The organism is Cytobacillus sp. (assembly GCF_032154635.1).
In the GTDB taxonomy this organism is placed as follows: Bacteria; Bacillota; Bacilli; order Bacillales; family Cytobacillaceae; genus Cytobacillus.
Window position 1 is genome coordinate 1 of the sequence record NZ_JALDXW010000021.1, and the last position, 13,969, is coordinate 13,969.

Here is a 13,969-nt window from a genome sequence, read left to right on the forward strand (position 1 = left end):
CCTATAGCGTCCCAGATAGGAATCGAACCTACGACCTACAGCTTAGGAGGCTGTCGCTCTATCCTGCTGAGCTACTGGGACATGTATGAACGATTTAAATAAGAACAGAATATATTATAAACACACTGTTCCAATATAGTCAATTATTTCGCTTAAATGAAAAAGGGGCGCGAGTGACGCGCCCCTTCTTTGCTAATTCAATAGTTTCTTTCGATAAAATCGTAAAAGTGATTGTCCTTTAATCTTTAGGTTTTTTAATTTCGATATTTTTAATTCAATAATTGGCTGAGCGAATGATGTAATATATTTGCTAGACAATAGCAAAGAAAGTAATAGCGATGCACAGGCCAGCAATAGGAAATTTTCAGGTTTTGTAAAGTAATCTTGAACTTCGCTTTCTCTGAAGATCCGTATGAAAAATCCATGCAATAAATAAACATATAGAGTGTTTTTTCCTAGATTCGTAAAAAAATATTGTTTTCTTGGAACGAGTGTGAAGAAGGTAAACACCATGATCAAGCTTAATAAATAAAAACCGAATCTAGTAAATACAGCATTTATGGATGAAACATCTAATTCAGAATAAGGCTTTGAGCCAAGCAGCCATTCATAATTAATTTCTGGAAGTAGATAAAAGCCAGCAAAAACAATGGCTAATATACCCATAGCAGCGAATTTAATTTTGGGTTGTAATAATGTGTAGAAATGCTCTTTTTTCATATAATAGCCTAGTAAAAATAATGGAAAGAACACAAAAGTTCTTGATAGGCTTAAGTAATTTGCAATGAAATCAAAATACCCAACCGCTAGTCCCAGGATTAAGGCAACTGATAAAGCATAGGATGCTTTATATTTTGCAAAAAGGGGAAGCAGCATGTTCCAGAAAAACAAGCTGATTAAAAACCATAAAGACCAATGTGGTGTAAGTGGGTCAACTTGAAAATCTGATTTGTCATATAAAAAATAATAAAATATTGAATAGATTAATTGAAAGATCATATATGGCAAAACAAGCTTTTTTGCAATTTTTGGCAGATAGCCTTTTTGGCGAAAGCTTTTTGCAAAATACCCCGAAACAAGAATAAAAGCCGGCATATGAAAGGTATAAATCACTTTATATAAAGTATAAATTGATTCGTTTTCGCCTATATAGGAACGCAAAAAATGACCAAAAACCACAAAGAAAATCAAAATGAATTTAGCATTGTCAAAGTAATAATCACGTTTCTTCATCATTCCACCTCTTTTATAGCCCCCTATAAAAGATACCCTTCAATGTTACTTACCCACATTAACATGTATTAAACAATATTTGGCCATTTAATTTGTGGAAGTTAACCCATAACATTCCAGTTACGTATTCAATTTCTGTTATAGTACATATTTTTGACTGTTATATAATTAAGAATGCGCTTTAAAGTTTGTGAATACTGTGATTTTTAATAATAAATTAAATCTGTTTCAAATTTTCTGTGAAATTGTTGACATTTGTCACAGCCTATTATGAACCCTTCTCCTAAAATGATAATTGGGGATTATTTGTCAACCAGCGTAAAAATACGAAAGAGAATAAGGGGAGGGAGAATATGTCAATTTTACCTAAGAAAAACGAACTTGGCTTTTTTGAAATTAGATTGGAGTCAATTGGCGGGCTTGGAGCAAATTTAGCTGGTAAGATGCTTGCAGAAGCAGGCGTGCTCGGGCTTGGACTAAATGGTTCAAACTTTTCTTCATATGGTTCTGAAAAGAAAGGATCTCCAGTTAAAAGCTTTATCCGTTTTTGTGATCCAGCTGTAGAGATTCGTGCACATAGTCCAATTGAGCAGCCGCATGTTGTTGGTGTATTTCATGAAGCATTATATAAAACGATTGATGTTGTGAGCGGTTTAGCACCAGATGGAATATTATTAGTGAATTCAACGCGTGATTTTGATGAGATTAAGAAAGATCTAAAATTAGAATACGGCACATTAGCAATCATTGATGCCTTGCAAATTGCGGTTGAAGAGAAAACAAAAGTGAATACTGCGATGCTTGGTGCTTTATTCCGTATTTGTGATTTTCTTGATCCGGAATCAATGAAAAATGTAATACGCAAGACATTTGAAAAAAAATATCCTCATTTAGTAGAACCGAATATCCGGACCTTTGAACGCGGATATAATGAAGTTCAATTTAAAATATATGAAACGCCGGAGAATGCAGAAGGGAAATCTTTTTCACGTCTTATGCCAATGCTTGGATATGAAACACAGGAAATTGGAGGAGTCATTTCAGCACAGGCAAATAGCATATTAAAGGATCTAAGCGGTTCTAGACAGGGTTTCCTGCCAAAGTTTGAAATCGAGCAATGTATTAACTGTGCAGCGTGTGATACTGTTTGTCCGGACCTATGCTTTGTCTGGGAAGAGGGGGAGGACAAAAGAGGCAGAAAGCAGATGTTCTTAAGAGGAATTGACTATCAATATTGTAAGGGTTGTTTAAAGTGTGTAGAGGCATGTCCAACGACTGCATTAAGTGATGTAAGGGAAACGATTGGCTATGCAGAATCGCATCGTGTAAAACATAACTTCCCTTACGTTGCAGGAGGGGGATTGTAATGGCAATGACAGAAAAAGAATTGAAAGCAATCAATCAGGCAGAACAGTTGACGACCTTTGAAAGCGGAAATGAAATGGCTGCAATGGCTGCTGCGCAAATTAATTATCACATCATGGGTTATTTTCCGATTACTCCTTCTACAGAGGTCGCACAATATTTGGACCAAATGAAGGCTCGCGGTGAGCATAATATTAAATTAATACCTGCAGATGGAGAACATGGATCAGCAGGAATTTGCTACGGAGCAGCAGCAACAGGGGCAAGGGTTTTTAATGCAACGAGTGCGAATGGGTTTATGTATATGCTTGAACAGCTTCCTGTTCAGGCAGGAACACGCTTCCCGATGGTAATGAATTTAGTCACCCGTGCGGTCAGCGGTCCTCTAGATATTCGCGGCGACCATTCTGATTTGTATTATGCTTTAAATACGGGCTGGGTTATTCTAACAGCAAGAACACCTCAGGCTGTCTATGATATGAATATTATGGCATTGAAAATAGCCGAGCATGCAAAAGTTCGCCTGCCTGTTCTGGTTGCATATGATGGTTTCTTTACTTCTCACCAAAAAAGGAAAGTGCACTATTTCAAAGATCGGGCGGTTGTTCAACAATTCGTCGGGGAATGTCCAATTGATTATCATTTTGCTCGGTATCCAAAGACACCAGTAACAATTGGTGCTCATATGAACGGGGAAGACTTAATGAATAACCATTTCCAACAGTCTGAAGCCATGTATGCTTCAGGTGACATTTTTAAAGAAGTGGCTGCAGAATACGCGAAAATATCTGGACGCGAATATCCTGTTTTAGATTTATATGGGATGGAGGATGCGGAAGTTGCCCTATTTTTATTAAATTCTGCTGCAGAAACAGCGAAGGATGTAGTTGATAAGCTAAGAAAACAGGGCATCAAAGCAGGAGTGATCAGTCCGAACATTATTCGTCCATTTCCTGCAATGGAAATTCGAGAAGCATTAAAGAATGTGAAAGCCTTGCTGATTGGGGAAAGAGCAGATTCCTATGGTGGAAACGGCCCGAATTTAACACATGAAGTAAAATCGGCATTACAAGATGATAAAAATAATAAGACAATTGTATTAAGCCGAGTTTTTGGACTAGGAGGAAAAGATTTTTATGCAGATGATGCAGAGCTTTTCTTTAAAGATGCCATTGAGTCAATGGAAATAGGCTATGCGATAAAGCCCTTTGATTATTTCGGTCATATACCTGGTGATCAGGAGAAGATTTTAAAGCCTGTTATCACTCCTCAACATGGGGATGTGTATCGTTCAAGTTTGATTCATGTTGATAAAGACCCTGAAACGAATAAACTCAAGGTAAAAATACCACCATTGAGATCACTTACTTCAAAACCGAAGAGAATTGCCTCAGGGCACGGTGCATGTCCAGGCTGCGGAATTTTTACTGGATTAGAGCTATTCTTTAAGGGGATCGAAGGAGATGTGGTTGTTTTGTACCAAACAGGCTGTGCCTATGTGACAACGACTGCATATCCATATACGTCCCACAAACAAACGATGATCCACAACCTTTTCCAAAATGGGGCAGCGACATTATCTGGAACGGTTGAAGCATTCTTAGAATTAAAAGAGCGTGGGGAGATCGAAGTATCAGATGACGCTACTTTTGTCATGGTGACAGGAGATGGCGGGATGGATATCGGCATGGGCTCTGCGATTGGTACGGCACTAAGAAACCATAATTTAATCATGCTGGAATACGATAATGAAGGCTATATGAATACAGGCTCGCAATTGTCTTACTCTACACCAAAAGGACATATGACTAGCACAAGCAATGTTGGAAAGGCTCAGAAGGGGAAAACCTTTCATCATAAAGACACTGCACAAATTATGGCTGCAACGAATATACCTTATGTTTTTACAGGGGCAGAAGCATTTCCTCAAGATTTAATTAAAAAGGCAGCAAAAGCACAATGGTATGCGCAAAATGTCGGTACTGTTTACGGGAAAATCCTTATCACCTGTCCGTTGAACTGGAAATCAGAAGATCGATATGGGGAAAAGATCCTTGAAGCAGCTGTGAATACTTGCTTCTTCCCGCTGTATGAGGTGGAGGAAGGAATCACAACGATTACGTATAACCCTGATGATAAGAAGAAACGAGCTCCACTAACTGAATGGCTGAAATACATGGGGAAAACTAAGCATTTATTAAAAGAGGAAAATAGCGAATTATTAACTGAATTAGAAAAAGAAATAGAAAATAGATGGCAGCGTCTTCTAGCAAAAAATAATCATCCATTTTTATAATTTATAGAAAAAAAGCAAAGTCCAGTACTTTGCTTTTTTTCTATATGGTAAATAAAAACAACATTGCCCTTCAAAAGTACAATTGTTTGAATTATAATAAGATAATAAAATAGTATAAATGTTTCATGTTTTTACATATTTTAGCTCTATCGAACTACTATTTCATCAAGTGATTAAGGAGGCAAACGGGTGAAAGGGGTAAAAAAGAAGGATATAAAAAGGGCGAAAATGAAGAAAGGTAGAAAGGTGAAAAATCCAATTCTAGCTATTACTAAGTTGAATATTTGGAAAAAACTGAAACTTGGACAAAAATATGGTGTGGCTTTATTTATTACCATTGGACTTTTTTCTATTTCTACCATTATTACTTTCGGGCTTTTAAGTATCGCTAATTCACAAATGGATTCTGTAGAAGAAACAGGTGAGAAGGCGATTAAAATTACCGAAGCAACAGCAATTTTCCATTTTAAAGGGAGTACGATAGGTAATTATATTATTGATTCTAATCCAAAGCACCTAAAGAGTTTTGATGAACTTACGAAAAAATTTAATGAACTAAAAAAAGAAATATCACCAGCATTGACATCTAACGAAACAAAACAATTGTTAAATGAAATAAGTGAAAATGACGATGAAATTAACCGAGTATTCTATGAGGTTATAGAACCGCAAGTAAAGCTTCATCATGTGAGGGAATATCGACTTGGTAAGCTTCAAGCAGATGATAAAATAACTGAAACAGTAGTTAAGCTGGACACTTTAAGTGAAACGTTAAAGTCTGATCAGGAAGATGCAATTAGTTCTGCAAAGGCAGGACTCATTCTAACCTTAATTGTATTAGGAATTTCAATATTAATTTCTGCAGGACTAGGGATTGCTAGTATCCTGTTTATTGGGAGAATTATCTCAAATATGCTTGGCCGTATTGTACATCTTTCTAATGAAATTGCAGCAGGCAATTTAAATGTAGATGCTATTGAGTATGATGGAAATGATGAGATTGCTGAATTGAGCAAAGCTACGAACTCTATGAAGGAAAGGCTTCAATCGATGATACAAGAAATCTCGGCTGTTTCAAATTATGTTACTGAAAAGAGCAGTGAATTAAATATTGCTGCGAACGAGGTTGGGGCTGCTAGTCAGCAAGGAGCATCTACCATGCAGGAACTCTCAAGCGGAGCCGATGATCAAGCGAGTGCAGCTACAGAGTTGGCAAAAATGATGGATGACTATTTATTGAAGGTAGAGGAAGCAACAAAAAGCGGCTATAAGATTAAATCTGCTTCATCTGAGGTTCTTACAATGACGAAATCAGGAGATACGCTCATGAGAGAATCTCAAGAGCAGATGACTGTTATTAATGAAATTATGAAAACCTCTGTTAATCGGGTAAATGGTCTAGATGAGCAAACACAAAAAATTTCTAAGCTTGTTCAGGTTATTCATGATATTGCTAATCAGACAAATTTACTTGCTTTAAATGCTGCGATTGAAGCTGCAAGAGCAGGGGAGCATGGAAAGGGTTTTGCAGTAGTAGCTGATGAGGTTCGTAAGTTAGCAGAGCAAGTTTCATTGTCTGTTGCAGATATTACAACTATCGTGAAAGGAATACAAACGGAATCCAATAATGTTGTTACTTCGTTGCAGACGGGATATACACAAGTTGAAAAAGGAACCGAAAAGATTCAATTAACTGGTGAAACATTCCAAAAAATATATCAAGCTGTTAATATGATGTCTGCAAATATCAATGATATTTCTGAAAGTCTTGATCAAGTATCTAAAAGCTCATCATTAATGAATCAGTCCATAGAAAATATCGCTGCTGTATCAGAGGAATCTGCAGCGGGAATTGAACAAACAAGTGCTGCAATCACGCAAACCAATCATGCAATGGAAGAGATATCTGATAATGCAAATTCCTTATCAGAGCTTGCAGACCAATTGAATTCAATGATTTCTAAATTTAAATTATAATCGACAGGGATGCCCGCTATATTATGACGGGTATCCCTCTTTTTGACTGTAATTTTCATATATAATTGTTTTTTATTGGAAGGGTTTTACTTGAATTTGTAGAAGTAGTCAATGATATAGATCCCAATAGGAGGGAAAAATCATGACTTTGAATAAAGAAAAAAGATTAAAAGACGTTGAGCAAACGTTAAAAAAAAGTAGTTTAAATGAGAAATTAAGCAAGGATTTATATAAGGACTTATTTATTGAGGCGCTAGAAGGGATTGTATTTTGGTCTGGAAATGGAAAAATTGTTAAAGTGAACGAAGCAGCATGCCGGATATTTGAAAGTAGTAAGGATGAGCTAGTGACAAAAAATCTTAAGGACTTTGTTTATTTGAAAAATTATAAGTTTATAAAGGTAGTGGATCAGCTTTTTGAACGGGGATCGATACGGGATGAGCTTGATTTTTTAATGCCAAATGGGCAAATCAAGTCACTAGAGTTTACAGCTAAATTAAATTCGGTAGATGGATTTCACATGACTATTTTCCGCAATGTTACTGATCGACATCAGATGGAAAGAGAACTACGCGAAAGTGAAATGAAATTTCGTAAAGTATTTGAGGAAGCCCTAGAGGGAATGATACTCTGGAACAAAAAATATGAAGTGGTCGATATTAATCAAGTTGGTATGAGGATGCTTCATCTTACAGGGAAGTCATTTATTGGCCAATCAATCATTCAAATGATTGAAGATTATAATGTAAATAAAGAAGAATTATATCGTTATTTCGAAGAATTAAGGGATAGCGGCTTTGCAAATGGAGTTCTTAAAATAAATGTAAGTACTGATAGGAAGATTTACATAGAATTCTCAGCCAAACATAATGTATTTTCGAAATTAAGTCTAATCTCTTTTAAGGATATTACCGAAAAGCTTGAAATAGAAGAACAGCTTAAAAAGTCAGATACATTAAGTGTAGTTGGGGAACTTGCTGCAGGAATTGCGCATGAAATTCGTAATCCGATGACTGCTCTAAAAGGGTTTATCCAATTGTTAGAGGATAGTATTCGAGAGGATCATTCGATGTATTTTAATATTATTTCTACTGAACTAGAAAGAATCGATTCAATCATTAACGAATTTTTGATCCTTTCAAAACCTCAAACAGTGAAATTTATCAGAAAAGATATAACTGAAATAATGAAAGAGACAGTTGAATTTTTAAATGCTCAAGCAGTGTTACATAATGTACAGATCCAGACTTTTTTTGAAAAGGGATTACCAGATATTTTTTGTGAGCCGAACCAAATGAAAAAAGTATTTATCAATATTATAAAAAATGCGATAGAGATGATGCCAGAAGGAGGAATGATAACTGTATTAGTGGAGCTGACAACAGATCGACGCATTCATATCTCGATTCGGGATGAAGGTGTTGGAATTTCTAAGGAAAAAATTAAAAAGCTTGGTCAACCTTTCTTTACAACTAAGGAAAAAGGCACTGGTCTAGGATTAATGGTTACATACAAAATAATCGAAGAACATAAGGGGTCAATTAGGGTAGAAAGCGAATTGGGGGTTGGAAGTATATTCCATATCTATTTACCAGTTTAGATTGGGTACGTATTAGAGAAAGAAACAGCAAGAAAATTGTTGTTGTTGTTTGTCGAATAACCTGTCATTTCTTCATATGAAAATGTCGAAAAAATTATTTTGAGAAGAAGATTGTCTAATTTTGCGAATCTATTTACATTTATTCAAATTCTTGTAATAATGCTTCAAGTAGAATAATTTTGTAGAAATAGAGAACAGGATTGGATGGGGGAAAACGATGGGGGAGAAAGGGCAAAGAATATTAACACAAATTCAGGAAAAGAGAGAAAGAATGATAGATTCAGCAAAAAAGTATGGCTATACAAACGAATACACGATTCGTTGCAGTGAAGAACTTGATCAATTAATTTTTGAATATCAACAGCAAAAACAAAATGAGAAGAAACAAAAGAAAAAGATTAAATTTTCATTAAAGCTAATGATAACAACTTGGCGAGAAAAACTTTTAGAAGCGAAGTATCAAGCTCATTCATAAATTGAAATGTGAACTCCGTCTGCTTTCCCAAAAAAATCCCTAAGCCGTAAGACGTACGGCTTAGGGATTTTTTTGTCTTATAATCTTGTATTACTTAGAAGATATCGATTAGCAAGATCATAAATAACAGTCCAATGATAAAAGAATAGGTAGAGGTTCTTTCATTCCCATCCCCATGACTTTCTGGAATCAATTCTTTATAAACAATAAAGAGCATTGCACCCGCAGCAAATGATAGTCCGTATGGAACTAAAAAGTCTACATAAGCTGTTAAATAAAAACCCAACAATCCAGTCACAATTTCAATAGCGCCTGTTAAGGTTGCTATAATAAATGCTTTAAATTTATTAATCTTTTGGTTAACTAAAAACAAAGCAACAAGAAATCCTTCTGGAGCATTCTGAAGCCCGATAGCAAATGCAATTAAATTACCTGTATCCTCCACACTTGAAGCATAGCTGACCCCTACAGAAAGACCTTCGGGAATATTGTGAAGAGTAATCGCTGAAATGATAAGCATCGCTTTTTCGTCAAATTCAATTCCTTTTTTCGAATGCTGCAGATCAATATGAGGAATATTCTTTTCTAGCAGAGTTAAAGTAAGCACACCAAGAAATACGCCCATTGAAAGCTGAAGGAATCCCCCATTATTCAAGGCTTCTGGTATGAGTCCCATTGTTGATGCAGCCATCATGATCCCAGCAGTAAAGGCTAATAATATATCCCGCCAGCGGTGGGTAACAGAATCAGACATAAAGAGAATAATTAAAGCGCCAAGACCAGTTGAAAGGGCTGAGAGAACACTACCGATGATCACATCACTCATTTTTCTCCCTCATTTCTATTTGTAAGATAATTATAAGAGTGAAATCCTTGAGAGACAATTAATAATTTCATTTTTGGAACAAAAAGAATGGCATTATGTGATTTTTGTCATAGTGACTTCTCTGTTTTCCTAATAGAATATAACAATAAATGCAATCTTTCCCAGAAGGGAAACCATCTTTGTTTTACTCCAAAAATACATTATTTTTTCCACAAATATTATTTATTTTATACAGAATCTAATAATTGGTTCATATAAAATCTTCACAACTCCTTTTAGTATTCACAAACACCAAGAAAAAAATCATTTCTGATAGTCTATCTATATTTATGTTTACAGATAAAAAACTTGAAAATAGTTCATTTTTTCGTTTGAAAATAAGGAATCAGTCTTTTTATTAATTGTTAGTACTATGCGTGTGTTGCGAAACATATATCGTAATACATAGCAATTTTACATAGAAGTAAGCGTTTTCAAGAAGGCGGTGTTTGCTTGGACATATTTACTATTCATTAAAGGTGAAACTTAATCAATCGCCCACATGTGAAGGACTTTCTTAATACTGCATATCAGGAGGGAATAAATGAATGCATATCGTCGTCTGTGTAAAGCAAGTACCGGATACAAAGATTATAAAAATTAATCCAAAGACAAACACACTTGATCGAAGAAGTGCGCCAGCAATATTGAATCCGTATGATGCACATGCCGTCCAAGAGGCAGTAAAAATAAAAAAAATGCTTGGCAAAGGCACTATTTCCGTTTTATCAATGGGGCCGCCTCAAGCTACGGCTGTCATCAAAAAAAGCATTGAAATTGGTGCAGATGAAGGGTATCTAATTTCCGATCGAGCATTTGCGGGAGCAGATACTTTAGCAACAAGTTATGCATTATCTAAAGCACTAGAAAGAATAGCAAAAGAAGAACCTGTTGATCTCGTTATTTGCGGTCTTCACGCGATTGATGGGGATACAGGGCAGGTTGGTCCAGGGATTGCAAGGAGAATGGATATCCCACCTGTTACAAATGTTATTGAGGTCATAGAATTGAATGAAAAAGAAAATACAATTCTATTAAAGAGGAAATTAGCAAATGGTTACCAATTAATACAAGCGGATTATCCATGCCTAATGACGGTTGGAAAAGAAATTAATGAGATTGAATATTCGCCTATGCCAAATATGATTAAAGCAGCAAGATATGAGCCGATTATATGGTCAGTTAATGATCTTGAAAATGTTAATCGCCCGCAATTAGGACTGAAAGGCTCACCAACAATAGTCGGAAAAATGTTTACTCCGCCTAAACCAGAAGGCGGGAAGCGGCTAGAAGGAAATTCCGATGAACAAGTTAGCCAGTTAATGGAATTATTAAAGGATAAAAAAGAATTATTTTTTGCTGCTCGATAATAAACCATTTATATAAATATCTAGCGCAAGCTGCCTAGCTCCTCGATAGTCTACAGCCAATCCTTCCGAAACGGTAAGGAGTACCTTTTTTCGTGAGGCTTGTCTTATGCTTGTCGGGGTTGAGATTATTCCGAAGGCGCTTATGCTTTTAAATTAGGAGGGGTCAGCATGATAGAGGAATACCGAGGAGTTTGGGTATTCATAGAGCAAAATGAGGGAGAAATTGAAGGAGTCTCCTTGGAACTATTAGGAGCAGGCAGAAAGCTTGCTGATAAACTGGAAGTTGCTTTGACTGGGGTATTATTAGGCGAGAATGTGAAGGCGCTTTGCCCTGAAATTATTGCACATGGAGCAGATGAGGTATATGTGGTGGATCATCCTGTTTTGAAGGATTACCGCACAGAATCCTATATGAAAGGAATTATGCTACTAGCCGAAAAGTATAAGCCAGAGATTTTTCTTTATGGTGCTACACCGAATGGGAAAGACCTTGCCAGTGCAGTTGCGACTGATTTAAATACAGGATTAACTGCGGATACAACTATGCTCGATGTCGATTTAGAAAAGAGATTGCTAGAGGCGAGCCGCCCTGCATTTGGTGGAAATATCATGGCAACGATTTTATGTAAGAAGCACCGGCCGCAAATGGCAACAGTAAGACCAAAGGTAATGAAGGCACTAGAGCGTGATGTAAATAGAACAGGGAACATAATTGAAGAAGAAATAGATTTAAAAGAAGAAGATATGCGTACAAAAGTGCTAAAAAATGTGAAGGATATCACAAAAAAGGCGAGCTTAGCAGATGCACATGTAGTCGTTGCAGGTGGGAAGGGAATGGGGGATTTTCAGGGGTTTCAGCTTATTCATGAACTAGCAGATGCAATTGGAGCAAGTGTAGGGGGAACAAGAGACGTAGTGGAGGCAGGATGGCTCCCTCATGAGCTTCAGATTGGGCAAACTGGGGAAACGATTACTCCTAAAGTCTATTTTGCCATTGGCATTTCTGGAGCAATTCAGCATATTGTTGGAATGAAAAACTCAGAATTTATCATCGCGATTAACAAAGATCCAAATGCCCCGATATTTGATGTCGCAACTTATGGGATCGTTGGCGATGCATTGGAAATAGTGCCTAAGTTGATTGAACAATTTAAGGAGTTGCGTAAAGAAAAGGGCGGTGAAGTTAGCTATGTCTGAGAAATTCGATGTCATCGTTGTAGGTGCTGGCCCGGCTGGAACCTCCTGTGCTTATACATGTGCCAATAATGGATTGAAAGTGCTGCAGATAGAAAGAGGAGAGTATCCTGGCAGTAAGAATGTAATGGGCGGAGTATTATATAGGCAGCAGATGGAAGAGATTATTCCCGAGTTTTGGAAAGAAGCTCCCCTTGAAAGACCAGTTGTTGAGCAAAGATTTTGGATGATGGATAAAGAATCGGTGGTTACCTTTGGGTATAAAGGTCTGGAATGGGGAGTTGAGCCCTATAATAACTTCACAGTACTTCGAGCACCTTTTGATCAATGGTTTGCAAAGAAAGGAATCGAGCAAGGAGTATTATTAATTACGGAAACGGTTGTCCTTGAATGTATAGTGGAAAATGGAAAAGTGATAGGTGTAAGAACGGATCGTCCAGATGGAGAAGTATTTGCAGATGTTGTCGTCCTCGCTGATGGGGTCAATTCCCTTTTAGGAAAGCAGCTTGGCTACCATAACGAGTTCCGACCGGATGAAGTAGCCTTAACTGTAATGGAAGTGATAAACCTCCCAAAAGAAAAAATAAATGACCGTTTTAATTTAGAGGATAACCAAGGCTGTACGATTGAGCTCTTCGGGGATTCAACGAAAGGAAATCTTGGAACAGCCTTTATTTATACGAATAAGGAGAGTATTAATATCGGTGTTGGAACAACACTATCTAGCATGATAAAAGCAAAATTAAAGCCCTATGATTTATTAGATTATTTAAAGACGCACTCGATGATTAAACCATTTCTTGAAGGTGGAGAATCAGCTGAATATTTAGCTCATCTTATTCCTGAAGGAGGGTATCACTCTGTACCTAAGGTTGCAGGGAATGGTGTGTTATTAGTTGGGGATGCAGCACAGCTAGTTAATGCCATCCATAGAGAAGGTTCCAATATGGCTATGGCATCTGGAAAAATGGCCGCTGAAACGATTGTTGAAGCGAAAAGCCGAAATGATTTTGGTGAATCCAGTTTAAATTTATATAGGGAAAAATTGTATGATAGCTTTATTATTAAAGATCTTGAAAAATACAAAGATGCTGCCCATACATTTGAAACTCATCCACAATACTTTAAGGAATACGTACCGATGATGAATCGTGCGGCAAGTAAATTCTTCACTGTAGATGGAACGCCTAAGAGAGAGAAGCAAAAACAAATCATGCGCAGCATAACAGGTGAAAGAGGTACTCTTAAAGTTCTTCAAGATATGTATCGTGCTTGGAAGGCGGTGAAATAATGTCCACAAAAACGATTGAAGAAAAGCAATATTTAATTCGTTTTAAGGCAGATAAGAAATCGCATTTAACTGTACTAGATCATGATGTGTGCATGACACAGTGTCCTGATAAGCTATGCACGATTTTCTGTCCAGCTGAGGTGTACAAGTGGGAAGGATTAAGAATGCAGGTTGGATATGAAGGCTGTCATGAATGTGGCAGCTGTCGCATTGGATGCCCATATCAAAATATAAAATGGGAATATCCAAAAGGCGGTCACGGAATTGTTTTCCGGTTAGCCTAAAACCAGGAGAAGCTTGTAG

General features: G+C 36.8%; 11 protein-coding genes and 1 tRNA gene. 9 read left to right on the plus strand and 3 right to left on the minus strand.

Features of this window, described 5'->3' with window-relative positions; translation table 11 throughout:
* Positions 1–7 precede the first annotated feature (7 nt).
* Positions 8–81, minus strand: a tRNA-Arg gene (locus RUH74_RS14970).
* Between the two features lie 111 nt (positions 82–192).
* Complete coding sequence (locus RUH74_RS14975; protein ID WP_313801490.1) at positions 193–1,233, minus strand: acyltransferase family protein; 1,041 nt, start codon at positions 1,231–1,233, stop codon at positions 193–195.
* Positions 1,234–1,586: 353 nt separating this feature from the next.
* On the opposite strand from RUH74_RS14975, the gene RUH74_RS14980 reads away from it, so the two are divergent.
* The 5 genes from RUH74_RS14980 to RUH74_RS15000 all read left to right on the plus strand — a co-directional run bounded on the left by RUH74_RS14980 (position 1,587) and on the right by RUH74_RS15000 (position 8,946).
* A complete protein-coding gene (locus tag RUH74_RS14980) occupies positions 1,587–2,600 on the plus strand; it encodes a 2-oxoacid:acceptor oxidoreductase family protein (RefSeq protein ID WP_313801347.1) in 1,014 nt (337 codons plus the stop codon).
* Positions 2,600–4,894: a thiamine pyrophosphate-dependent enzyme gene (locus RUH74_RS14985; protein WP_313801349.1), complete on the plus strand. Its 2,295-nt coding sequence runs from the start codon at positions 2,600–2,602 to the stop codon at positions 4,892–4,894. Before RUH74_RS14980 ends, RUH74_RS14985 begins: the two co-directional genes overlap by 1 nt.
* 189 nt (positions 4,895–5,083) lie before the next feature.
* Positions 5,084–6,871 carry a methyl-accepting chemotaxis protein gene (locus RUH74_RS14990; protein ID WP_313801351.1) on the plus strand — a complete coding sequence of 596 codons (1,788 nt, stop codon included), beginning with the start codon at positions 5,084–5,086 and terminating at the stop codon, positions 6,869–6,871.
* A 142-nt stretch (positions 6,872–7,013) separates the two neighbouring features.
* Positions 7,014–8,471, plus strand: coding sequence for a PAS domain-containing sensor histidine kinase (locus tag RUH74_RS14995; RefSeq protein ID WP_313801353.1), 1,458 nt, complete (start codon positions 7,014–7,016; stop codon positions 8,469–8,471).
* 217 nt (positions 8,472–8,688) lie between these two features.
* Entirely contained in the window at positions 8,689–8,946 is a 258-nt protein-coding gene (locus RUH74_RS15000; protein WP_313801355.1) for an aspartyl-phosphate phosphatase Spo0E family protein, read from the plus strand.
* A 94-nt stretch (positions 8,947–9,040) separates the two neighbouring features.
* Here the strand turns inward: RUH74_RS15000 and RUH74_RS15005 are convergent, their stop codons facing one another.
* Positions 9,041–9,772 carry a ZIP family metal transporter gene (locus tag RUH74_RS15005; RefSeq protein ID WP_313801357.1) on the minus strand — a complete coding sequence of 244 codons (732 nt, stop codon included), beginning with the start codon at positions 9,770–9,772 and terminating at the stop codon, positions 9,041–9,043.
* A 587-nt stretch (positions 9,773–10,359) separates the two neighbouring features.
* Between RUH74_RS15005 and RUH74_RS15010 the strand changes: the two genes are divergently transcribed.
* From RUH74_RS15010 to RUH74_RS15025, 4 genes are all read left to right on the plus strand, one after another.
* Positions 10,360–11,181, plus strand: coding sequence for an electron transfer flavoprotein subunit beta/FixA family protein (locus tag RUH74_RS15010; RefSeq protein ID WP_313801359.1), 822 nt, complete (start codon positions 10,360–10,362; stop codon positions 11,179–11,181).
* A 168-nt stretch (positions 11,182–11,349) separates the two neighbouring features.
* Positions 11,350–12,378, plus strand: coding sequence for an electron transfer flavoprotein subunit alpha/FixB family protein (locus RUH74_RS15015; protein ID WP_313801361.1), 1,029 nt, complete (start codon positions 11,350–11,352; stop codon positions 12,376–12,378).
* Positions 12,371–13,666 (plus strand): FAD-dependent oxidoreductase, encoded by a 1,296-nt coding sequence (locus tag RUH74_RS15020; RefSeq protein WP_313801363.1) that lies wholly within the window; start codon positions 12,371–12,373, stop codon positions 13,664–13,666. The genes RUH74_RS15015 and RUH74_RS15020 overlap by 8 nt, the downstream gene beginning before the upstream one ends.
* Entirely contained in the window at positions 13,666–13,950 is a 285-nt protein-coding gene (locus tag RUH74_RS15025) for a ferredoxin family protein (protein ID WP_102271653.1), read from the plus strand. Before RUH74_RS15020 ends, RUH74_RS15025 begins: the two co-directional genes overlap by 1 nt.
* Positions 13,951–13,969 lie beyond the last annotated feature (19 nt).